We start from the raw sequence: 23745 nt of genomic DNA, 5'->3' as shown, positions 1-23745 counted from the left end.
CTCATAGCCCCGCGCTGAGCACGTCGTCGAGCTCCTCGAACGAGAGGGCCAGGACGTGACTCAGGACGACGGACTTCGAGGCCGGCATGAGGGCCCAACCATCGAACGTCGTCAGCTTGACCACGTTGGGATGGCCACCCTCGCTGACGTTGACACCAGCGTTCGGACCGAGCATCTGGTATCGCCTGCCGAGCTGAGGTGCGCCGACGACTGACCTTGCCGTCGCCGCCCAAGTCCAGATGAGGTACTTCGTCGCCAAGTCGATTGTTGAACATCGCATTTGAGCGAGATATCGGTGACCTCGGTCATCGGACTCGTCGACCGACCACCCATCGCCATCCGCACGCACTGCAAACGTCCCCGCCGCCGAGGATCGGAACGTGACGCGGGAAGGGAATCCATGCCTCTCGACAGAAACGTCGCCTAGCCCCGCCAAGGTAGACCACTTGGCCCACTGTTCGACGAGATGGTCAAAGCTGGCACTGCTCATGCTGCCTCCTCGCACATGGGCAGCCAAACGGTCGATGTACAACGCGCACTCCGGTCCTCAGTACCCGGCCGACCCTCGAGTCAATACCCCATTATTCCTGATGCCCCGGGCGAGATATGTGCTCAGTTTTCCAACCGTCCGATGGCCTTGGTCGCGAGCTGGGTGTACGCAAGCCGCCCCAATAGCTGAAAGCAGGCATCGGACTCGGCGTCGAGGCGAACGAGGTTGAGCTCGTTCCCGCGCTCCATCCAGAAGACCTCCCACGTCCCGCCGTCTTCTTGTTGAATGCACCAACAGTTCTTGGCCTGCCCTCCCAAGGCCACCACGCGAGATGGCATGTTGATGAGTTCAAGGGCCTTCGCGAGTTCCGTCAGATTCATCTTCATCGGGCACCGAGGAAAGCGCCATCCTCGGCCACGTACGAATCTTGAATGGTTCGGACGGGTAGCGCCAGCAGGTGCGCCGTCTTCACCAGCGTGGACTTTCCGATGAGTCTTCCTCGGGCATTTGCGACGACGGAAGACCGCTCCTTCAACCTTCGGAACCCATCGACGTCGGGATCATCCACCGAGTAGCCATTTGGTAGCGAGTCGATTCCATTTGGAATCCAAAGATCGCGAAGGCCTTCGCGTTCGCGAATCGCGTCGCCCAATAGGGCGAGCAAGTACTTCTCTACGACCATCAAGCTCGATCCAGTCAGCTCGAGCCGCTCGGCGGAGCCACGGTCCGTCGACGACAATGCCCACCATCCGCCCTCCTGTTGCCGGACGTAGAAGCGTTGCTCCCCGCCGGGATCGGACCACAACTCGAGCGTCTCACCGTCACCATGCTGCGTCAGTGAGTAATTGGCGCGGCGAGCCCACGCAATCACATCTGGCCCAAGGCTCACGGCCATGATTCTAAGGTCCTATTCTTCAGTAGATCCTCGCAGGAGTGCTTCCGCTGGACGTTCGCAAATTCCCTCGTCATCAGTCGCACGCCGAATGCCAACTGAGAACGACCAAGCTTGGGTAAGCCTCGCTAATAGCTGTCCGCTGCGGTCGCGACTGCGACGGATCTTGCGCGTCGTTGCGGGTCAGCGTCGCCAACGCTTTAGTATCGAGCAGGCGTAATACGGCGTTTTCGCGATGGCCGTGCCAGCGCACGCGCACGTCCGGGACGGGGCGCGCATGCACGCGACCATGGCGCGGTCGATGGGTTTGTTGCGGCGAGGGCCGCTGGTGGGGAATCTGCCTCGCGGCTCGTCCACACCGAGGGCGGACGCTTTGAAACCACAATGAATTGGTGTCACCCGCCACCGTTAACCCGACTTAAACTCAGTAGTCATGTTGGTCGACCCAGAACTACTGCGCGCTCTCGCCACCCAGACCGACGTTGCATCATCGATGATTGTCGAAGCAGATGCGGGCGATAAAGCGTCGGTCTCGGCTGACGGTCTCCCCGGCTCCACCACGCAGTGGGCGGCGCGCCTCGTCGGCGCCCACGTCGCAGAACACGCACAAGCCCTTTCTTCGAACGTCGTGAGAATCGGCGCGGCGGTTCGCGGTGCAAGCAATGCCTACGAAGTCACCGATTCGGAATTGGCCTTGAGCCTGAAGAACATCTTCTGAGCATGTTTCCGAGCCGCTCCCGCCTCGAGTCGTGGCACCCCGACTCGATGACCTATACAGGGCAGAGTGTCAACTCTGCGGGACGAGGAGTTACTCGCGCAGTCGACCGCATCAGCGTTCAAGCGAGAATCATGCCCGAGACGAGGGCGTGGGATGGCCCAGCTCACAAGGCCGCCGTCGACATGTTCGACCGGGCTCACCAGGCGGCGCTCGCTTTCGGCGATGACATGGCCGCTCTCGCAAGTGCGCTCCACGTTGGCGCGGACCGGATAGGTGCGGCCCGGACTGCGCTTCTCGATAAGGCCGACCAGATCGATCGCGGGCCACTCAGCGTCTCGGAAGGGTGGGTCGTGTTGATCAAGGCAGGATCGCAATCCGCCGAGCAGATCGCCGAGTTGATGAGACTGGTGGCGGCGGAGCAGACCGCAGTCAACGGCCTGCTGGAAGCGGTGGAACGCGCGGACAGCGACACGGCGGACGAAATCATCGCCGCCGCACGACGCAGCGGGATCTTGCCGCCACCTCAAGGCGGCTTGGCCGGCATCATGGTGCCCGGTGGATCGCGCCCGGCCGACGACGTACCCGATCCGCGCAGTCCTCTGGGCCTGATGCAGCAGGCTACGGTTCGCGGCGAGGACATGGCGACGACGGTGCGGGAAACCAGCTCACGCCTCGATGAAGAAGGCCACTTCGAGAAGACGCTGATCATGCAGGACGGGAGCAAGCACGTCATCACTGAGCGCGCACCCGATCCACACAACCGCGTATTCGACACGACCGTCACCGAGGAACATTTCGACGCCAAGGGCGCCCTCATTTCCTGGACCGATTCGATTAGCAAGTCGGGCGGCTGGAAGAAGACTTTCATGAACTGGGCAGACGGCACACAGTACGTCGTCGACGAATCGCCAGAGGGCGTCCGAACAGGCAGTTTCACGCTTCATGACGGCCACTACGGCGTCCTCCCGCCCGACAGCCCGCTCCTCGTCACGACGGTGCCAGATCGGATCGGCGATGTCATGACAGGACTGGAAAGCCACATCAGTGACGGCGGCAAGATACCCATGCTGTCGATGGACGCCGTAGAGAAGGTTGGGGTCGGCGCCAAATACGCGGGCCCTGCACTGGGGGTCATGTCGTCGATGTACGACTTCCTCGCCGCTCCCACACCAGCGGACAAGTGCGTATCGGTATTCGCGGGAAGCTTCGGTCTCGTTGGCAATGCTGCCGGCGGAGCGGGCGGTGCCTTCGTCGGCGGTTTCGTTCCCGTTCCGGGCGCAGTACCGGTGTTGGCCGTCGGTGGCGGATACGCCGCCGGTGAGTGGATGAAGTCGGTGGGCACGAAGGTGGGTGCGGTGCTGTGCGGCGCGTAACGAACTCGCCGGCACCGTCTCACTGGACGTCCGGCTTCCCCGCGCCCGCGGCGTTCGGCTTGTTGGTCATCGTCGGCGGAGCCGTCTACAGCGCAACCCAAATGGTGGTGGCCATCCAGCGAAGCTCGCCGCTCGCGGCCATCGCAACTGCCGGACTGACGGTGTTCTTCAGTGCGATGGTGTGTGCCCTCGCCTGCACACTCTTCGTCACCAGCGATCGAGACACCCGGTGGGACGACGGCGGAACGACGCTTCGCGTCAATCCGTCGATCGCATGGTGCTACGGCGTCGCCCTGCTCGGCGGCCTGGTCGGATCCGCGTGCTACCTCGTTCTGTCATGGTGGGGTGATAGCGGTCGATTGCCTCTGGCCGCAGCCGGAAACGGCGGCGTCGCCCGCTTCCTCATGGCAGCGTTGCTCGTGCTGTCCGCCGGGGGGTTGATCGCCCTTCTTCGAACGCGGGAACCGGGGCGTCTGCGTATCGACGTCGACGGCATCACGCACGTCGACATCCTCCGCACCCGGACGGCGTCCTGGTCCGAGGTGGAAAGCGTCACCGACGAGGCTGGCCGACGCGTGCGAAATCCCGTCGTGTTCACGGTCCGGAACGGAAAGCCGATCGTCGTGTCGAATGCCGACCGGTATGGCTCCGGCGGTGCAGCGGTCTACTGGTTGGCCCGTCACTACTGGCGGCATCCCGCCGACCGAGGCGAACTCGTTGATGGGCGGGCGCTCGAGCGTCTGCGCGAGGGCGACTTCAAGCCGGTCTGACGTAGGCCTCAGCGCAGCACGCGGTAGCGCAGATGCGCCACGCCCGGCGCCTCGAGGACGCGTTCGAGATCGAGTTGCGGGGTGCCCGCGTCGAAGCCGTCGAACAGCCGCTCCCCCGACCCGAGGATGACCGGGTTCACCTGCAGGTCGATCTCGTCCACCAGGCCGGCCCGGATGGCCTGGCGGGCGCAGGACGCGCCGCCGGCGATGCTGATCGGTCGATCGCCTGCCGCCTCGACGGCGCGCGCGTAGGCCGCCTCGATGCCGTCGGTGACGAAGTGAAACGTCGTCCCCTCGAGCGCGATGGGGTCGTGGGCGTAGTGGGTCAGGACGAAAACCGGGCATTGGTAAGGCGGTTCGTCACCCCACCAGCCGGCCCAGTCCGAGTCACCCCAATCACCACGCACCGGCCCGAACATGTTGCGACCCATGATCGTGGCGCCGATACCGTCGAGCATCTCGGCGACCACCTGTCGATTCACCGGGTAATGTGCGGCCGGGCCCATGTGCCAGCCGTGCAGCAGCTGTCCGCCGACGCCGAGCGGGTCTTCCTCGCTCTGGTTCGGGCCGGCGACGTAGCCGTCGGCCGAGATCGACATCGAGAGGTTGGTGCGTGGCACGCGGGCTCCGTTCGCAGACGCGGGTGATGACTCAAGGCAGACCCGCGCGGTGCGCAGAACTCATCGTCCCCCTAGTGCTCCAAGACGTCGGGCCGCGCCTCCCTTCGGCAAGCTTTACGTCACAGCAATCTTTCAGAAACGCGTTCCGGCAATCCCGTTGGGGTTGGCGCAACGTCTCATCTCTGAACGCACAAGGAGCACCATGTCACAACCGCTGGCCGAACATGCCGCTTCGACCCTTGCCCGCGGCATCGGACGCAGGGGGTTCGCTCAGGCAGTGGCGGGAGTGGTCGGCCTCGGAATCGCCGGGACCGCGGCGTGCTCGTCCGCGGGAGGTGGCGGCGGGGCCACGTCGTCGTCAGGCACTCCCACTCCGGGCGCCGGACCGATCCTTCAGCCGGGCACCGGCGAAAGGTCCGGGGATCACTATCTGAGTTCCGAGCCCGACAAGGTGCTGTGGGGCTACGTACCGACGGTCGAATCGCAGTCGGTGTTGCAGATGACCTCGGGGCAGACCGTCACCATCGACGCGGTGTCCCACGAGGGAATCCTCGAGGACCAGGGGCGAAACCCCCGGGAGTACTTCGGCTCTCACGGCGTCCCCGAATCGGACGTGTTGCAGGACGCGGTGGACATCGCCTCGGGATACGACCGCACGTCACGCAATTTCGACGTGGACGGACCGCACATCGTCACCGGACCAATCTTCGTCGAAGGAGCCCGACCCGGCGACGTCCTGAAGATCGAGACGCTCGAAGCCACCCCGCGCGTCCCCTACGGCGTGGTGTCCAGCCGCCACGGCAAGGGTGCGCTCGGAGTGACCGCCCAGGGCGAACCGCCGGCGGGGATCGGTCTGGACGAAGTGATGCCGCCGCGAGCGACGGACGGCCGAGCCACCAAGGACCCGGCCCGGTACGGCAACGTCTCCGTCTTCACCGCCGTCGAGGATGGACACGGTGTCATGCCATTCGGCAACGCGGCCGTTCAATTTCCGCTGCGGCCGTTCATGGGAATGATGGGCGTGGCGTACGCGAGCGCGCCCGGCCTGACGTCACCCAACGCCAACTCGATCCCGCCCACCTTGGGCGGAGGCAACATCGACATCGGCCTGCTCGGGCCGGGGTCGACGCTCTACCTGCCGGTGTTCGCACATGGCGCATTGTTCTACGTCGGCGATCCGCACATGGCGATGGGCGACGGCGAGGTCGCGCTCACGGCCATGGAAGGGTCGTTGCGCGGCACGTTCCGGTTGACGGTCTGCAAGAAGGGCAGCGGCGACGCACCGTCGGTTGCCTTCATGTATCCGTTCGCCGAGGACCAGGACTCATGGATACCGATTGGCCTGTCGGATCCCGACGGAGCAGTCAACGGTCAGGGCAGCGACCTGAACGCCGCGATGCGACGCGCCGTCGTCAATGCCCTGAACTTCCTCGAAGACGACCGCGGCATGGACCGCGCCACCGCCTATGCCTATCTCTCCGCGGCCGCGAACTTCACCATCAGCCAGGTGGTCGACAAGACCGTCGGCGTGCACGCCCAGATCTCGAAGGACCACTTCTCCTAGGGCTGTCGCAGCCGCGCGGCGAGCACCCATCCGGCGACCGAATCGCGGCCGGCCGTCAGGCCGGGGACCGTTGTCGCCGATGACGCCCTTCCTGCATGCACTGCTCGGCGCTCGTCGAGGTGACCGTCGGCACGGGCCGTGGGCCATCAGCCCACCGTGCCCGGCTTCACGACGCCGCCCCGACGTTTCAGGCCGCGTCGAACGGTCAGACGCAAGATGCGGTCACGGCCCTACAGTGACCAGACGGCCACACACGGGAGCGGCGGATGACGACGACGAGCGACGCATCGCGGTCCACCTCGACGTGGGCACCGCTGCGCTCGCCGATCTACCGCGCGCTGTGGATCGCGCAGCTGGTGTCCAACCTCGGCACGTGGATGCAGACCGTCGGCGCGCAGTGGATGCTCGTCGGCGATCCGCGGGCGGCGGTGCTGGTGCCGCTGGTGCAGACCGCCACCACCCTGCCGGTGATGCTGCTGGCGCTGCCGTCGGGTGTGCTGGCGGACCTCATTGACCGCCGCCGGCTGCTGATCGCCACCCAGGGTGCGATGGCCGCAGGCGTGGGACTGCTCGCCACGCTGACCGGCTTCGGGCTGACGACCCCGGCCGTGTTGTTGATGCTGCTGTTCCTCATCGGCTGCGGGCAGGCGTTGACCGCGCCGGCATGGCAGGCGATCCAACCCGACCTCGTCCCGGCGCACCAGATCCCGGCCGCGGCCGCGTTGGGCAGCATGAGCATGAACGGCGCCCGGGCGATCGGCCCGGCGATCGCCGGGGTGCTGGTGTCCCTGTCGGGGCCCACGCTGGTGTTCGCGCTCAACGCGGTGTCGTTCGTCGGGATCGTCTTCGTCCTGGTCTCCTGGCGCCGGCCGGCCACCACCAGCGACTACCCGCCCGAGCGTGCACTCGAGGCGCTGAGCGCCGGCGGACGGTTCATCCGTAGCTCGCCGATCGTGCGGCGCATCCTCCTGCGGGCGGCGCTGTTCATCGCGCCGGCCAGTGCACTGTGGGGTCTGCTCGCCGTGGTCGCGGCGAACCACCTCGGGTTGTCGTCGGCGGGATACGGCCTGCTGCTCGGGGCGCTCGGCGTTGGCGCGGTGTCCGGGGCGTTCCTTCTCGGGCGGCTGCGCGCCCGGTTCGGGCAGAACGTCCTGCTGACCGTCGGCGCCGTGGGGTTCGCCGTCGCGACGGTGGTGCTGGCCGTGGTGCCGATCTTCGGCGTCGTCATGGTGGCGCTGGTGATTGGCGGGGCATCGTGGCTGCTGTCGCTGTCGACGCTCAACGCGTCGATGCAGCTGAGCCTGCCGGCGTGGGTGCGCGCCCGCGGGCTGTCGGTGTACCAGCTGATCTTCATGGGCGGCCAGGCGCTCGGGTCAGTGCTGTGGGGCGTGGTCGCCGGCGCGACGACGACGTCGACGAGCCTGCTGGTCAGCGCCGGACTGCTCGTCGTGTGTGCGCTGTCGGCGCTGTGGTGGCCGCTGCACGCCAACACCAGCAACCTGGACCTGACGCCGTCCTCGCACTGGCCGGAGCCGACGCTGGTCTTCGAGCCCGAACCGCTCGACGGCCCCGTGCTGGTGCTGACGTCCTACCGCGTCACCACCGAGAACGAGGAGCCGTTCCTGGCGGCGATGGCCGTGCTCGGCCGGTCCCGCCAACGCACCGGCGCCTCACAGTGGCGACTCTTTCGCAGCGTCGAACACGAACACACCTTCATCGAGACGTTCGTCGTGCGGTCCTGGGGCGAGCACATGCACCAGCACTACACCCGCCTCACTGGGCAGGACCGGATCATCGAAGAGACGGTCGAGAAGTACACCGACGGGGACGCGGTGTCGGAGCATTACTTGGCAGTGCACGACGCGCGCTAGTTCACCCGGGGCAAGCCGGCTGTCCCGGCGTTGTGACGTCAGTTGGTCGACGGCGGTGGGGATTTTCGGTTCGAAAGGCGCGTACCACCACTGGGCGCGTTCGCCCAGCGGCCCAGTGCACGGCCGGACCTTGGGTGGCCGTTTGGTGAATGGCCGGGCTTGTGACCCACCGTGCAGTCGTCGCCCCGCCGCGTCGGCGATGATGAGCCTGTCCGCTGGTCCCGTGATGGTGATGCCGCCGCGATGATGCAACCGATGGTGATAGAGACACAAACAAGACCAGTTTGTTCAGTTCGGTGGCCCCGCCGTCCTCCCAGTGCCGAATGTGGTGCGCATGCAGCCTACGGGTCGCCTCGCACCCGGGGACCACGCAACAGCGGTCCCGATGCTCGAAGCGCCCGACGCAATCGGCGACTGATCTGGCGGGTGCTGCGCCCCGCTCCGATAGGCCGGCCTGGCGTTCGAACCACACCTCACACGTGGCATCGCAGAGCAGATATCAGCGATCTGCTTCGGTGAGCACCGGCCCCAGGTTGAGGGCGGCGGGCTTGTCGACGTCGACGTGCACCACCACCGTGGTGTGCTGCCCGTGCGGCCGTCGTGCCACGTCGCTGTCCCAAGCGGCTTCACCAGGCTCATGAACCCGTCGGCCGCATTCGGAAACGGTGGGGTCTAGACACCATGACCATCGGGGTGGGCCCAGCGGTCCGCTCGTCACCGTCGGCCTGATCGCCGTGGTCGCGTTTCCACTCGGCGACCACTTTGTCCTGATGCGACGTTAACGCCGCGTCGAACTTCGCCGCCTCCACCCGTGGCAGCGTGATCCGCCACGTCGTGCACTCCCCGTCGTCCTTCTTGGTAATCGACAGCTTCGGCTCGGCCTTCGGTGACTGTGGCCACCTTCACCAAGTCGGCGTAGTGGTCGTCGGAGCCGTCGACGGCCCAATCGGCGATCACGCCGACCTGATCCAGGGCGACGCTGCCCTCACGCAGGCCTGCCGTGCAGCGCAGGAACTGCTCGCTGCGGCCGGCGACGGCGACGATGGTGTCGGCAGTGCGCGGCGAGACCCCGGTGCGCCAAGCCACTAGTGCCTCCACCGAGCGGGCACCGGTAGCGCCTACAGGCCGTCGCGGTCGATTTCGGCGACGAGGTCCACGATGCGCCCGTCGATCGCATTGCGCTGCCCCGTCAGTTCCGCCAGCCGATTCAACACTCGTCGATCCGCTCATTCGGGCCCGGCGTGGGAGCCAATCCTGCTGTGGCGGTATTCATGACACCATTCTCGCAGCTCGCTGGATCAGCGAGCGATCAATCCGCTCGCTGATCGGATCGGCGAGCATATCAAGCGCATGGACGTGCCGCCGTTATACGTCGAGGTGTCCAACCCCGGCAACTGGCGCCAAGGCCACGTGTCGCTCGAGAAGCACGCCATCCTGTTCGTGACGCTTGAGAAGCGCGCGGACCGGACGCAGTACGTGGAGCATTTCGAGGGTCCTGACGTCTTCGTGTGGAGTTCACAGCTCTCGACGAAGCCGACGGGCAAGAAGAACCCAAAATACTGGAATCCTTGGAAACCGGTGTAGCGCTGAAGATGGGGATGCGCCGAGTCAGCGCGGATCCGTTCACGTACGTGGGACGGGTGGTTCCCCTCCGCTCGGAGGGCTCGGAACCGATGGTGGTGACGTACCGGCTGCTGACGCCGCTGACGAGTGAGCTGCAAAAGCAGTTGGGAGTGTCTTTGTGCCACACATTGGTGCCCACGCTGATTACAGCGCCACAACCCCATTCGGGGAGAGCTTTTCTGTTGCCCACTGAACGACTTCAGGCTCTTGGGTGAACAACACCACCTGTTGCTCAGCGCTGAGTGCAAGCAGTAGTTCAAGGATCGCCAGAGTGCGCTGTGGGTCAGCCTGCACCGTTACGTCGTCCAACACCAGCGGGACCGACTCGTCGGCTCTCGACAGATGCTTTGCAAGTGCTATCCGGAGAAGCAAAAACAGCTGTTCGGTGGTCCCGTGCGACAGGATGTCTGCTTCGACCTTGCGGCCGTTGGCATCAAATGCGAACAGCTGCAGATCTTCTGGTTCCACAATCAGGTCGAGGTACCGTCCAGCGGTCACCCTCGGCACCCATGGCCTCATTGTGTCCGCGAGCGCGGGCGCAATGTCCGCGTGTGCACGCTCCTTCGCCACCTGCAGATGCTCCTCGGCCAAAGCGAGGTAGCGGTCGAGCTGTTGCACATCTTCTAGCCGCTGAGCCAGCCGGGTTTCGTGCTCGACCGCCGCGGCGATCGGCTTCGCGATCTCCTGGAGGTCTTTAATGGCGCGACGCGTTTCTTGAACGTTGCCGTCTGCAGTTGATTTCGCATAACGCGCGATCTCAAGCTGTGCCAAGTCATCGGAGTCGACATGGATCGGGCGGCCCGGAGCCGTCTGGCGTCGCGCTTCGGCCTCAGCCTCTAATTCTTCGACGGTTGCGCCCGCAAGCAGTTGTTCCAGCTTCCCGACATCGAGATTCGCGTTGGCCTGCGCCTCTGCCAGATCACGTTGCACACTGAGCCAGTCATCGAGTGCCTTAAGTGCTTCATCTTCACTCAGATCCTCACGTCCCAACTTCGATGCGGCGCTCACCAGATCTGCTGCCACAGCTTCGTAAGCCGTCAGTGCAGTCTGATATTCGACGTCACGTTGATTGCGCTGATCGAGTGCAAGAAGAAGGTCGGGCTTGCGTTCTGCTGCCCGGGCTTGTCCATCACGGAACTGACATGCCTGCTTGTAGTTACGCAGGGCCGAGGACACCTCTTCGATAAGTTCTTCGTTCGATGCTGCCGCCGATGGGCTGCTCAGTCTTTCAAGTACAGCATCAATTGCGGCACGGACAGACTCGTCGCCAGCCTTGAGTCGACTCACGTACTGCGCATAACGTGCAGTAGCAGCACCGTGGTCTTCGATGGTTCGTGCGAGGATCCGCAACTGCGCCGGATCGACACCAATCTTGAGATGATTGGCAGTCGCCAATGCGGAAGCGACTCTCTCGGAGTGCTGCTCGCTGCGCGCTCGCCAGGAGGCCATCTCCCGTTCCAGTTCAATCAGTTCGGCACTGGGCGCCGGCTGTTCACCCGGGTGCGTCAGCGTGAGCGGCGCCGGCGGTTGCGGGGGGACGGGAGGTTGTGGGCGATCGCGAACCTCGGGCAGTGGTTCTTCACGAAACTCTGGGACTACCCGAGCTGCAGATCGACGAGTCAACACGACCACGCCCCCAACAATCAGCGGAACCGCCACGACCCCGAGCACCACCGCAACGGCAACCGGCCCGAGAATCCCGATCAGTACCGCAGCGACACCGAGAAGTGCCCCGAGACCAATCGTGAATCCGCCCACGGATTGTTGGCGACCAGCATTGGCCCGAGCATCGTTGACGACACGCTCATGGTCGGCCCGAGCAGAATCTCGGCGGCGTCGTGCGGCGTTGTGCGCCTCAAGCTGGGCCTGAAATTCCGCTTCGGCCGCGTCGAACTGCGTACGCGCACTTTCAAAGCTTCGCAGATGCTGAATATAAAGTTCCTGGGCATCTCTATAACGCGAGGCAACCGCCTTATACTCGGCGATTTCTCGTTTATGGCGAACTCGTGCAGCCTCGAGATCCGCACGCAAAGACGCGATTTCTTCACGCACCCCGTCACGCAACATCGGTGGCTCGCCGCCAAGGCGGTCGGCAATGCTGCGAAGTTCGTCTGGTGTGGCGTCAATCGCTACTGCGTCCGGCCGTGGCACCGGCTCTGCGTGCAGCGTTTCGAGCGTCGTCACAGCCGTCATCAACTCGCGCTCCAGCTGCAGCACATCGGGCTCCGGTTCACGAGGCCCATTGGGAAATGCTGGAAGTCCATCTATCTCGGCCTGCAGCTCAGCCGCAGTGGGTCCTGTCGGTGCTACAGGACGCTCGCCGCGATTAATGAACCGTTCAATGATCCCAGCCACCTGCCGAGTTGATGCTTCATTCGCAGGCATGGCCACATGTTCTGCTGCCAGCTTCTTCTGCAGCTCCCGGGCCGCTGAAGCACGGTTGGCGAGTTGATCGATCTCAACCCACACTGCAACAGCTTCAAGCTCTGCGAGCCTGGAACCGGCTCGCGTTGCTTCGGCAACTCTCGCGATCAGTGTCGCTTGTTCGGTCAATAACCGATGCCGGATTTCCAAAGCGTCGTCGGCCTCGCGGCCGGCTTCTTTCACCGCAGCGGTCAGTGCCCGCAGCGGTCGATTGCCGATGTGCGGCGACCCGACCCTCGTACTCCGCTGCTCCTTGATCCGTTGCAGCGCTTGTTCTGCTGTCGTGTCGACGTGTGTGGACGCTGCGGCCCGCTGCAAGTGACTTTGCAGCTCGTCCGCATTACGGAGTACTGCGAGTATGTCCGCCTGCCCGACGAAGAGCGTGGACCTCACCGAGTCTCGGTCGAGGCCCACCAGGCAAGCTCCGTCAAAAGACCCGTCCCCGTCCAGGGACATCCCAGTCTCAGCCTCGAGGGCGGCGATGCTGATGTACTCGTCGGTCGAAGCGTCGGTGACTTCCACAGATCCGTCCATGAGGTTCTGCTTGAGTTTGAGCCGGCGTCCGGAATCGAGCGCAAGTGTCAGCTCTACCTTCCAGGCCGAGCCCGTCCACGGCTTGTGCCGCCGCCGGAATTCCCTCTGCGGGGCTGACTGACGGCCACGCGAGGCCTTGCGCCCGACCAGCCCGGCGTACAACGCGGCGAACCACGTCGACTTGCCCGCTTCGTTGGGTCCGTGAACAACCGTCATCCCGGGGTCGAACTGGAGCCGCTGTCCCCGCAACGCACCAAAGGCTGTGCCGCTGACACTTTCGAGCCTCATGATTCGTTCACCAGCGCGTAGGTCGGGTCGAGCGCAGCGATACCGAGCGCGATCGCTTGGTGGCGTGTCCGTGGGGCCACGTCTGCGTCACTCAAAGAGCGCACGAACTCGGCGAGCGCGGTGTGGTCGCTCTTGTCCGGCGCCGCGAAGCCGAAATGCACATCGTCGGTGTGGATAGCGACATCGGCCCGCGGGGGCACATGTTCCGCGGTTGTCGGCAGCATGACGCCCTGTGACAATTCGCCCGCCAATCTGATCACTGACCACTCGGGAGCCACTGCAATGGCGCGGTCGACCGCTGCCAAGAGTTGGTCCGTGGTCCGGAGGTCTGACACGTCAACCTCCACCGTTTCAGCAGGCGGTTTGTCCGATAGAGGTAACCAGTCCACACCCACCACTTCGGACTCGTCGTAGGTCAACAACGCTGCGCGCCCCCAGCTCGCCCCGATGTCGGGGTTGACCGGAGTCAGGACCGTGACGCCGTCTAGGGCCGCTTCTACCGTGCCCGTGGTGATGACATGACGCTTGCCGGATCCGCCAGTCCAGTCCGCGCTCGTCTCAAGGTCGAGGTTCACGTCCAAAAGGATTTTGACTTCGTCATTGTCTGAAAGCGCTGGCAGCGGCGTGTGCCATCCACGTTCTGCGGTACGTCCATGGACGACGCTGAAGGGGCCTGGCGCTCCCGTGAAGTCTCTAGCCGACCACACGAAGGTCCGCGACCCCCAGCTTGTCGACGCATACATTCCCTCCGCATCCGCACCCGGGGCGATAAGAACCGCTCCGAGGTAGGCGTCCAGGATCTGCGAAGTGGTAACCAGCGACAACGGGCTGGCGCAATGTTCATCGAACAGCCCACCCACAATCACCAGCGCATTGGCGTTGGTCGCTTTCGCTTGGCTGATCGCACCCAGCAGGAGGGTCATCGCTACGGAGCGTCTCCGGTCTGCAGCACCCGCCCCCAGTTCTGGATATGGACGGTCAATATTCAAGCCCGTTAGCGCAAGCAGCGACGGCACGCAGGTCCCCCCAATCGTGTGAGTGGGCAAACACCAACTCAATCCCTGCTAGGAATTATGTATGTCTGCAGGGGAAGTTTTCGACGCAATCGCCGATGGCATGCAAATTTCAGGGATCATTCCTGGCACGCCCGTCGAAATAATCGCAGTCATCCCGTCGGAGCAGGACGCGAAGCAGATCATCTACCGTACACCCGACGGTTCGATTCAGGAGCGAGTGTTCTATCGCTCCGACAGCATCGGTCTCGACGTGTACCATCCCAGCGGCCGTCCGTTCGACGCCGATCCGCAGGAGTTTCGGCTGGCTGCCGAGGCTCAGCGCATCCGGTTAGCGGGACGCTCAGACCCGATGCTCGCGGTGTCCACAAGCGACGTTGAACCGCTCCCCCATCAAATCCGCGCTGTCTACGGTGAGCTGCTTCCCCGCACTCCATTGCGTTTCCTGCTAGCCGATGACCCGGGTGCCGGGAAGACGATCATGGCGGGCTTGTACATCAAGGAGCTGATCCTGCGTGAAGACGTCAAGCGATGCCTGATTGTCGCGCCGGGGAGCCTTGTGGAACAGTGGCAAGACGAGCTGCGGCTGAAGTTCGGAATGGACTTCGAGATCCTGGCCCCCGGCTCGTCGGAGGTCGTTTTAGGCGCGAACGTCTTCGATTCGAAGCGGCTGCTGATCGCACGGATGGATCAACTCGCGCGGAATGGGCACCTCGTCGCGCGGTTAGACGAAGCAGAGTTCGATCTTGTGGTTATCGACGAGGCTCACCGGATGAGCGCCCAGTGGTTCAACGGCGAACTCAAGGAATCGAAACGTTTTCAACTCGGCCGAGTGCTCTCTGAGCGTGCACGCCATTTCCTCTTGATGACCGCGACTCCGCACAATGGAAAAGAAGAGGATTTCCAGACGTTTCTCTCGCTCCTTGACGAGGATCGATTCGCGGGGCGTGGACCACGCCATGCCCAAGCCGATACGGCAGAGGGTTTCATGCGCCGGATGGTCAAGGAGGATCTCCTAACCTTCGAGGGAAAGAAGCTCTTCCCGGAGCGCCACGCAACAACGGTCGACTTTGCGCTGTCCCCGTCCGAGATGCACCTTTACGACCGAGTCAGCGAATACGTGCGTGAGGGAATGAATCTCGCTGACCGCCTGGAGGGCAAACGCAAGCTCACTCTGGGTTTCGCGTTGACCGTTCTGCAACGACGGCTCGCCTCCAGCCCAGCCGCTATCTTCCAGTCGCTGCGACGACGCGCAGACCGACTTCAGCAGACCCGCGACGACATCCTGGCAGGACGCATGGCGCGGGCGTCGGTGGACACCCTCATCGGCGATGTCGGCGACGAGATCGATCCGGACGACTACGACGCCGAAGAACTCGAAAGTATGGAGGAAACAGTCCTCGACGGCGCCAGCGCAGCGCGCACGGCAGCCGAACTCGAAACTGAAGTCGCCGACTTGCGAGACCTCGCTCGCATCGCCGAGGGCGTGCTGCTCAGTCAGCAGGACAGTAAATGGGTACAACTCCGAGCGGTTCTGGAGAGTGAGATACTTGCGAAGGGAGACGACACCCGGCACAAGCTCATCGTCTTCACCGAGCACCGCGACACGCTCGACTATCTCGAAGGACGTATAGCCAGTTTGGTCGGCCGTCCGGACGCAGTTGTGGTCATCCACGGAGGTGTCAACCGCCAAGATCGCCGGCGCGTGACGGAGGAGTTCACGCACAACCCGGCGACAAAGATACTGGTCGCCACTGACGCTGCAGGAGAGGGACTTAACCTGCAGGCTGCCCATCTGATGGTCAACTATGATTTGCCGTGGAACCCGAATCGCATCGAGCAGCGCTTCGGCCGTATCCACCGCATCGGCCAGACGGACGTTTGCGAATTGTGGAACATGGTCGCACGCGATACACGCGAGGGCGAAGTGTTTCGACGCCTCCTCGACAAGGTACAGGAGCAACGAGCCGCGTACGGCGGCAAAGTCTTCGATGTACTTGGGACTTCGATGGGCAACGTGAAGCTTGCCGACTTGCTTCGTGATGCCATTCGTTACGGCGAACAGGACGACGTCCGTCTGCGTATGCAAGAGACCATCGATGCCGGAGTGGTCGATGGCCTTAAAGAACTCATGACCGACGCACTGGCTCACGACATGTTGCCCCAACACGACCTCGAGAAGCTGCGCGAAGAGATGGAAGATGCTCGTGCACGACGCTTGCAGCCGCACTTCATCCGCGACGCGTTCACAGAGGCCTTTCGTCAACTCGGCGGTCGAATCGAACCCCGAGAGAACGACCGCTTCGAGATCACCCATGTCCCACCACGAGTGCGAGAGTCGACCAGAAACCCGATCGCACGCCGATATCACCGGGTAACGTTCGACTTAGCGAAGCTCGACCGTTAGGGTGACGACCGCGCCGAGCTGTTGGCACCCGGCCACGCACTCCACGATGCAGTACTGCGACTCACTGTCGATCGACTGCGCGACGTTCTCGAGCACGGAACGGTTCTCGAGGCAGACGGTCTACAGGAAACGCTGTTATTGGTCGGGGTGCTCAATGAGGTGCAGGACGCGACTGGGGCCACAATCGCGCAGCGCTTCGGTTACACGCTTGCAAACTCCCACGGATCAGTCGTTGATGCCGGTCCTGCGCCGTACCTCGACTACCGAAGCCCTAGCAAGCAATTGCAGCGCCAGGAACTCCCTTGGCTTGTTGACAGTGAGGATGCGGCAACGGCCTGGGTAATCAGGCACCAATTGCCCACGTTCATCGAACAAGTCGTACCACGTAGGACGGCCGAGTATGAACGACTGGGCGCTGCGGTAAGAGAACGACTCAGGGGCGAGATTGATCGCCTGCACACAGTCGCATCCAACACCGATTCCCGAGCAGCGGCGGGAAGAAGCGTTCGCACATCGGGCGACTCGCTACGCCGGCGGGCTGAAGACTTGGTAGCACGCCTAGAGTTGCGGCAGCAACTGATCCAGAAGCAGCTCCGCATGAGCCCGCTGCCACCTCGAATTATCTCAGCCGCCCTCGTCGTACCCGCATCGGGAGGTGATTCAGAACACTCCCCCACAGTTGACGTTGATGCGCGAAAAGCTGTCGAGCGCAGGGGCGTTGATGCCGTGCTGGCGGCGGAACGAGCGCTGGGACATAGCCCGCTAGAGCAGGCCTCCAACAACCCTGGATTCGACATTCTGTCCCAACGCCAGGGCGAAACAAATCTGCGGATCGAGGTGAAGGCTAGGATCGCGGGTTCAGATACGTTTACCATCACCCGTACTGAGGTGCTGCTGGCATTGAACGCCGCCCCCAACCACCGCCTTGCACTTGTTTCCGTCCATCCCGACGGAGCCCACTTCGATGAGGTGCGCTACATCGGCGATGTCTTCGCCGGTGCAGAACCGTCCTGGCTCAGGGATTTTGGTGTTGTGAGTCAGACATTCTCCTGGGATCACTATTGGGACCTTGGCCGGAACCCGTTCTGATTCTTACAACCTACACCTATTAAAATGATTGAATTGAGTTGATTTGGAACACGATTACGATGAAGCTGACGATCTCAATCTTGGTGAAATCGATTCGCCGTAATTGCGATCCCGACGGCCTTGAGATTGAAGCGATCACGTGGCCCATCCCGCTTCAGTCAGCCGCCTACTGGCTCAATACTGGTTTTTTGGAAGCGCCGGATTGATCGCGGATAGCGGAAGTAAGGTCGCTGTGTTCGAAGAATTCTGATACCTCCTCGCGTCGCGAGGTCGCTCGGGCCATCCACGAGGCGCGGCCATAGTCGTTCGCACGCGAAGCAGCACGGCAACTCCGCACCGATTCACGAAACCGCCTACGACGGCGCCAACAGCTGCTCACCTGCCTTTATGAGTGTCGTTAGCTCGCCAACCAGCCTAGCGAGCCCGTCGTTCAGCTCAACTCGTTCAGCGGTGGCGTCGAGTATCGCCTGTCGCGCCGCTCGGATTAGTGTCTCCAACTCACTCATGGCCATCTGCGCGGTATCGGCGCCCGCACGGTCGAGGCTCGCTTCCATGGCCTTCCGCTGGCGGTCTCGCTCGGCTCCCTCAGCGCGGCCCCTAAGGAACCGTTCAGCGACTGAGGATATCTCGATGATCAGCGGCGCCACAGCAGTGGCGGCCGCAACGCTCTTGCTTTGATTCATAACCGAAGTGGCCGCCTGCACAGGTTTTCGTACTGTCGAGAGCTTCTGGTAGTCGTTGAGTGCTGTTACCGCAGCCGCAGCGATTTGCTTGACCGCCGGAGTGATGAACTCAGACTGATCCTCCGTTGGTGCCGAACGATTCGACTGGGAACGGATAGAGTCCGCAAGTTCTTCGAGTTGCGTCCATGACGGTCGTTGCCGCTCAAGCGCAACCGTGTCATCGACGCTACGCAGCAGCTTCTCGACGTTCCGCTCCTGCAGCCCGTACCAGAACTCGATCGTCGCCTGCAGCGAGTTCTGTATCGCATCCGAGTCACGCTGGTCATCGATGGCTTGGCCGATCGTCTCGGATATCCGGCCGCGCAGGTCGGCATCGGCCGAGTTCTTGAGCGCATCCAGCTGCGCCAGCCACGACTGACGGAGTCGGAGTCCTTCTTCCGAGAACGTCTGGTGGTCCAGGTACGTTGCCAACTCGGCGCGCAATCCCTCCAAAGCATCAGCGACGGACTGTCGCCAGAAACGCTGCGCAGCTGCAGCTCTCAATGAACTGCCCCGGCGGGAGCCCAGATTAGCGAGCGCATCGCGCAGTTCCGCGATTCCATCCCAGCTCCGAAAATCGTCCCATATCTGCGGGTCTGGATTTCGGTCCGCCCCTGCCATCTGCGCGAAGTCCTGCGAAACGACGTACACCGGCACGTCCTCATCGAGCTCGAGTGCACGACGCAGTTCCTCTGTCTTTCGCCCCCCTCGTACACGGTAGCCATCAAGATCTGACTCAGGGTCTACCCCTGCTTCATCAAATCGAGAGATCACGAACCACAATGATCCGGGCGCCCAGTCTCGTCGCACCAGCTCCTGTAACGCCGGGAATTCGGCAGTCGCCAACTGTGGAGTGACCGTCACTACAGCGACATCCGTGAGGTCGACCGCTGCGTTTGCCAGCCGAGTGTTCATATCGGCGCGGGCGTCGTCAGCGCCGGCGACGAACCCGGGGGTGTCCCGAAGCCGACAGCCGGCAGCAGTGACCTCGTTGACTTCGAACGTCTCATGACGGGCGCTGATCGTAAGCCATTCCGGGACATCTACTTCGGAATCCACGAGTATCCGACGAAGCAGCGAGCTCTTTCCCGTGTCGTACGCCCCGTACACCGTAACGACCGGTTCGCTTACGCTGGCGAGCCGTTGCCACTGTCCGTCGGCGTCCTGACCGAGCTTTCCGCCGGGTACAGAGTCGAGCCAAGCCCTTGCTGCGGCAATATCGAGTGCGCTCACAGTGATACAGATTCCTTTCCAAGCTCATCAAACGAGTCCAGCAGCGCCGCAGTCGTCGCAAGTCGCTTTCCCGTGCGCGACATGTCGTACTGAGCAAGAACGCGTTGGCTTTCGTGGTCGTCGCGGATTTTCCTTATTTCCGCAATGCGATCTTGCAGGTAGGTAATTGGTGCATCATCGCCACGCAGGAACTCCGCAATGTGTTTTGCGCTGATCGTTTCCACGGATTCTACTGCCCCGCTTATAGTTTCCTCCCAGCTAGCGCGCTTACCCTCCGTGCGCACCCAGCTGAACGCATCCCAGGCCACTGCAACGACCTGCAGTACTACTCCAGCTCTCGCAACCGTCTGCCCCAGTTTGACTGCACCCCAGGGTTTGAAGTTCCGACCGAGCCCCTTGCCGATGGCGTAGACCGCATCTCGTGTGCCCGCTCCGGCCGCAAGCTTCTGCGCCGACTCCGTCACGAACTTTCCCACCCCGATCACGTCTGAGACGGTATCGCTGGCGGATTCATCGACGCCCGTAGCTGGCTGCCCGAGATGCTCGCTGAAGCTCATGGCTGCTAATTCACGATTGATCGCAGACTGGTGCGTTGCGGACCATTCGTCAATCTGTTCGCTCGCCGATACCAAAAACCCGTCGACCTCGGCCTGCAGGTCGGCGTTGTTCCACGAGTTCATCGCGACGGCTAACTTCTCCTCATCACCCCGGCCCACTTCGCGTACTTTTTCGATGGCTCGAGCTGTGTGCCGTGAAACCATCTCGGACAGGGTGTGTTCTAGCGAGGCCGACAGGTGAAGAGCGTCGCCCAGGCAGCCGTCGAGCACGCCGATCAAGGCTTCGTGCCCATCGATCGCGGACTGGCTGATCGCACACTCGTCTTCGGTGACGACGTGCAGGTGCAGCAGTTCCGCTGCCGCATTGTCCAGCGCCGCCAAGGTATTGGCCTGTGCGATGCGACTCGGCGATAAGGACTGCAGTACTTCAAGGAATGCCGCGACACCATCCCAGCTCCTGTTGTCGTCGTACGCATCGCGGTTGATCGACTGACGACTTCCGACCGCAGAGAACGGGTCTGCTGCAATTCCGTGGATATGGTTCAGGGCAATGTTGATCCCGCGCGACTCAAGCGCGGCGTGCAGCTCGGCTGCTTTGCGGTCACGTCGATTGAAGTACTCCTCGACGTCATGAAGCGGATCGATCCCCAGTTCGTCACACCGGTTGATCAAGAACAAGACTCGTGGCCACTTGCCCGGCGTCGTCGCCGTGCCTCCCAATATTCCTTCGAGCTTTTCGGTGTCACCGATCAACAAGTTGACATGTAGCAGCACAATCACTAGCGCCGCGCTCGTTGTGGCTTCGATAGCTTTCTCATCATGGCCCCTGCGTCCACTTTGAAAGCCAGGTGTATCGACAATGTCGACGCTTCCGTACTGATACACGTGCACGTCGTCTGTTGTGGGGTCGGCGCGGATGCTGAGCGTTTCCGGAATCTCTCCGCCCAACTCCACGAGCAGTCGCTTGATAAACGAGGACTTGCCGGCACTGAAGTCGCCCGCGATGGCAACCGACGGTCTCGCACCTCGAGGCGGCTTTGCAGCGACCAGTGCCGCTCGGAAAGCCGCGTCAGTGGTTGCAGCATTGGCAAGCCGCTGCGTCCAGTCCGCGATCGCGCTGTGATCCGAGCGAACTAGCCCGTCGGTCACTGCCGTACGCAAACTATCGGCGTCGACTTCGTGCCGAGCACGGCACGAAAGCAGGAACGCTTCACGCTCATCGGGATCGGAATCCATCACTTCCGGCGCGGCCTCGAACCAGTCCTCACCGAGCAGTACTCGTTGGATGTCACGCCGCTGTCCACCGGTCGACGTGTCACCGAGTGTCTTCAATGCCTCGCCGAGTAGATCCACATGAGGAGTTGTGGCGACTCTGGCCGCACTGTGGGTGAGCTGATCGGCGATGGACCCCACTTGTTGACGCAACCGCGCTAACACCGCGAGCTCACGAAGCAGGGTTTTGACACCGGGCGCCGCTTGGGTCCACGCCACGGAACGAGCATCGCGCGCGAAGTCGTGTTCGATGCCGTCGAAGGTGGTGCGGATCGCTGTGCGACCGGCATAGGCCGCCTTGGCATGCGCTTCGGCACGTTGGCGTTCCGCTGAATCGCCCTGCTGACCGCCAATAATGCCGAACACCGATGATGCGATGCTGACTCCAGCGACAACAAGCCCGCCAGCCCACCCAATGGGGTTCCACGCATTGGCGAGGGCCACTAACCCGACAGCCGCAGTAACCCCAGTCAGTAGGCCAGTTGTCCGGAAAACAGTTTCGAACGCCGCAGCGCTGGACCCAGAGGCGCCACCGATATCCGACGCATCTCGGTTGTCGGAAAAGCCACGGTATTTCAATTCGGTTGCAGCCATGTCTAATTCGCGTTCAAGGAACTGTGCAGAGTCGACCCATACGTGTTCGAGTGCTTCCGCAATCGCCGCCTCGTCGAAAACTTCTTTAACGAAGGTGTCCTTGTCGACGTCCTTCCGGTTCTCGAAGGCCTCCCGCTCCAATCGCTTAAATCGCTTCAATGCGTCGCTACGGGGTGCCGACAGGTGCGGTTTGAGCAGCGTTCGCAGGTACCGGGTGAACGCGCCGTTCGCCGGGGTGACGTACGGGCTGCTCCGCGCCATCTCCGCGATAGTGAGAAGATCACCGCTCCAGGCGTCGTCATGCAGAAAGGCTCCACGTTCGTCGGGTTCGAGGTAACCAAGCACTTCGAGGTGCCGCGAGATCGACCGGTCGACTTCACCGAACCGCTCTTCGAGTCGCTGGTCCAGCGCTCTGAGCAGGTCCGCTTCGTCTGTCAGGATTGCGCGCATCCCCTCACGTAGCGAAGCCAGCCGTAACTGCGCCCCTCCGGCGGCGATCCCCGACGTCAGTACAGCCTCCAGTGCCCCGAAGTTCGACCAACGGGCCAGGTACTCAACGCCGTACTGCTCGCGTTCGATCGCGAAGTCTCGTTCGGCGGGTCCACGGAATGGCACGGAGGCACGTGCGAACAGTGCTCGCCTGCTGTGGATCGCGACAACTGGAGTATCGGCCAGACTAATACTCGCCAGTTCAGTGCGAATGTTGTCGCTGTGCTGGCGGACCGGTTCCGAGATGTTCTTCCTAGCTGCCTGATTGGGCACCTTCGCGGGGTGGCGCCATCGCAGGTTCCGAATATTGAGGACCGCGATCGTCGGCTTGCCGTAGTGACGCACCCACTGCGCAACCTTCGCGAACTCGCTGGCTTGTTGGCTCTGGCTGTCGAAGCACAGTAAGACGACGTCAGCGATTTCTACTGCCCGCCGGGCTGTGGCCTCAAGTTTGGCACGGCTCTTCCTACCGCCCCAACCGTTGATTCCGGGCGTGTCGTACAGCCGGCACCCGCGCCACGGAATGGTGTGGACGTCCGTCGTCCAGTCGCTATCGCCCGGCGAAACGTCATGGCCGTCCAGTTCGCCGAATGCCGATAGCAAGGTGCTCTTGCCAGCGCCGGTGCGCCCAAAGAAGGCCACGTTGAATGTCGACAGCACGTCGCGTTGTTCGGCGAGGTGAGCGCGGACTTTATTGGAGAAAGTTTCGGTCGCATCGGTCACTTCCTGGATGAGCGGTCCGAGACCCTCAGCGTTGGGCAAGGAAATCGTGTAGCCACCGATCGTCTCCGCCGCCAAATCATCCAGCAGCGCCATCTCGTCGCTGCCAGCGGCAAGCGCATCGGCGACCGCTCGGTCGAAATCGGTGTCATCGACACTCATCAGTACGTGCCCCCTAGCTACGAATCCGACCCCGCGGAAAGTGAGTGATCCAAGACGCTATCGGACAGCACCGACAGCTGGCAGCTTTTGGACCGCGGGACTGAAACGTCCGCTCAGGCTCAACAGAGCCGGCAGTACAGACCGAACGATAGCGGCCGAGGACCGCGGTTCTCCTCGTGTGCGACGGGCCCGCTGGACGAAACCTAGCGAACCTCCCAGATATTGTCGTACACGTCAGGCAGAATCCCATCCCGGCTCCGCACTGGCGTCAACGCGCGGGTGCAAAACCTTCAGCTATCCGCACCGAGCAGAGCTCGACT

At 62.9% G+C, this 23745-nt stretch carries 17 protein-coding genes and 1 pseudogene; 9 read left to right on the top strand and 9 right to left on the bottom strand.

Annotated features, from left to right (window positions below; translation table 11 throughout):
* Position 1 precedes the first annotated feature (1 nt).
* The 3 genes from FZ046_RS10720 to FZ046_RS10710 form a co-directional block, all read right to left on the bottom strand.
* Positions 2–490 carry an Imm61 family immunity protein gene (locus FZ046_RS10720; RefSeq protein ID WP_125939652.1) on the bottom strand — a complete coding sequence of 163 codons (489 nt, stop codon included), beginning with the start codon at positions 488–490 and terminating at the stop codon, positions 2–4.
* A 122-nt stretch (positions 491–612) separates the two neighbouring features.
* On the bottom strand, positions 613–876 hold the full coding sequence (locus tag FZ046_RS10715) for a hypothetical protein (RefSeq protein ID WP_083297959.1): 264 nt from the start codon (positions 874–876) through the stop codon (positions 613–615).
* A complete protein-coding gene (locus tag FZ046_RS10710; RefSeq protein WP_170292423.1) occupies positions 873–1379 on the bottom strand; it encodes an Imm61 family immunity protein in 507 nt (168 codons plus the stop codon). The genes FZ046_RS10715 and FZ046_RS10710 overlap by 4 nt, the downstream gene beginning before the upstream one ends.
* Positions 1380–1815: 436 nt before the next feature.
* Here FZ046_RS10710 and FZ046_RS10705 point away from each other — a divergent pair, with 436 nt between their 5' ends.
* The 3 genes from FZ046_RS10705 (at position 1816) to FZ046_RS10695 (ending at position 4243) form a co-directional block, all read left to right on the top strand.
* Complete coding sequence (locus FZ046_RS10705; RefSeq protein WP_083297957.1) at positions 1816–2100, top strand: type VII secretion target; 285 nt, start codon at positions 1816–1818, stop codon at positions 2098–2100.
* A gap of 131 nt (positions 2101–2231) precedes the next feature.
* On the top strand, positions 2232–3473 hold the full coding sequence (locus FZ046_RS10700) for a hypothetical protein (RefSeq protein WP_083297956.1): 1242 nt from the start codon (positions 2232–2234) through the stop codon (positions 3471–3473).
* Between the two features lie 59 nt (positions 3474–3532).
* Positions 3533–4243 carry a PH domain-containing protein gene (locus tag FZ046_RS10695; protein ID WP_125939651.1) on the top strand — a complete coding sequence of 237 codons (711 nt, stop codon included), beginning with the start codon at positions 3533–3535 and terminating at the stop codon, positions 4241–4243.
* 8 nt (positions 4244–4251) lie between these two features.
* Here FZ046_RS10695 and FZ046_RS10690 read toward each other — a convergent pair whose 3' ends face one another.
* Entirely contained in the window at positions 4252–4863 is a 612-nt protein-coding gene (locus FZ046_RS10690) for a dihydrofolate reductase family protein (protein ID WP_070351284.1), read from the bottom strand.
* Between the two features lie 202 nt (positions 4864–5065).
* Here FZ046_RS10690 and FZ046_RS10685 point away from each other — a divergent pair, with 202 nt between their 5' ends.
* Entirely contained in the window at positions 5066–6427 is a 1362-nt protein-coding gene (locus tag FZ046_RS10685; RefSeq protein WP_070351283.1) for an acetamidase/formamidase family protein, read from the top strand.
* Between the two features lie 266 nt (positions 6428–6693).
* A complete protein-coding gene (locus tag FZ046_RS10680; RefSeq protein WP_070351282.1) occupies positions 6694–8298 on the top strand; it encodes an MFS transporter in 1605 nt (534 codons plus the stop codon).
* A gap of 51 nt (positions 8299–8349) precedes the next feature.
* Here the strand turns inward: FZ046_RS10680 and FZ046_RS10675 are convergent.
* Positions 8350–9571 (bottom strand): annotated as a pseudogene (locus tag FZ046_RS10675) (DUF222 domain-containing protein); the annotation flags it as partial.
* 77 nt (positions 9572–9648) lie between these two features.
* On the opposite strand from FZ046_RS10675, the gene FZ046_RS10670 reads away from it, so the two are divergent.
* On the top strand, positions 9649–9882 hold the full coding sequence (locus FZ046_RS10670; RefSeq protein ID WP_070351280.1) for a hypothetical protein: 234 nt from the start codon (positions 9649–9651) through the stop codon (positions 9880–9882).
* 183 nt (positions 9883–10065) lie between these two features.
* Here FZ046_RS10670 and FZ046_RS10665 read toward each other — a convergent pair whose 3' ends face one another.
* Together FZ046_RS10665 and FZ046_RS27390 are read right to left on the bottom strand one after the other, a co-directional pair.
* Positions 10066–13167, bottom strand: a complete 3102-nt coding sequence (locus FZ046_RS10665; protein ID WP_083297955.1) for an ATP-binding protein — start codon at positions 13165–13167, stop codon at positions 10066–10068.
* Positions 13164–14090, bottom strand: a complete 927-nt coding sequence (locus FZ046_RS27390; RefSeq protein WP_170292422.1) for a hypothetical protein — start codon at positions 14088–14090, stop codon at positions 13164–13166. The genes FZ046_RS10665 and FZ046_RS27390 overlap by 4 nt, the downstream gene beginning before the upstream one ends.
* A 154-nt stretch (positions 14091–14244) precedes the next feature.
* Here FZ046_RS27390 and FZ046_RS10655 point away from each other — a divergent pair, with 154 nt between their 5' ends.
* The 3 genes from FZ046_RS10655 (at position 14245) to FZ046_RS27385 (ending at position 17882) form a co-directional block, all read left to right on the top strand.
* Positions 14245–16587: a helicase-related protein gene (locus tag FZ046_RS10655; RefSeq protein ID WP_149484245.1), complete on the top strand. Its 2343-nt coding sequence runs from the start codon at positions 14245–14247 to the stop codon at positions 16585–16587.
* A 597-nt stretch (positions 16588–17184) separates the two neighbouring features.
* Complete coding sequence (locus tag FZ046_RS10650) at positions 17185–17676, top strand: protein NO VEIN domain-containing protein (RefSeq protein WP_125939650.1); 492 nt, start codon at positions 17185–17187, stop codon at positions 17674–17676.
* A 59-nt stretch (positions 17677–17735) separates the two neighbouring features.
* Positions 17736–17882: a hypothetical protein gene (locus FZ046_RS27385; protein ID WP_170292421.1), complete on the top strand. Its 147-nt coding sequence runs from the start codon at positions 17736–17738 to the stop codon at positions 17880–17882.
* A gap of 147 nt (positions 17883–18029) precedes the next feature.
* Here the strand turns inward: FZ046_RS27385 and FZ046_RS10645 are convergent, their stop codons facing one another.
* Entirely contained in the window at positions 18030–19631 is a 1602-nt protein-coding gene (locus FZ046_RS10645) for a GTPase (protein ID WP_170292420.1), read from the bottom strand.
* The gene (locus FZ046_RS10640) at positions 19628–23425 is read right to left on the bottom strand and encodes a GTPase (RefSeq protein WP_070351274.1); all 3798 of its coding nucleotides are present in this window, start codon (positions 23423–23425) and stop codon (positions 19628–19630) included. Before FZ046_RS10640 ends, FZ046_RS10645 begins: the two co-directional genes overlap by 4 nt.
* Positions 23426–23745: the final 320 nt, after the last annotated feature.

The sequence above is a fragment of the Mycolicibacterium grossiae genome, assembly GCF_008329645.1.
GTDB classification, from domain to species: Bacteria; Actinomycetota; Actinomycetes; order Mycobacteriales; family Mycobacteriaceae; genus Mycobacterium; species Mycobacterium grossiae.
The sequence above is the reverse complement of the archived record's forward strand: the minus strand, read 5'-3'. Positions and strand labels throughout refer to the sequence as shown.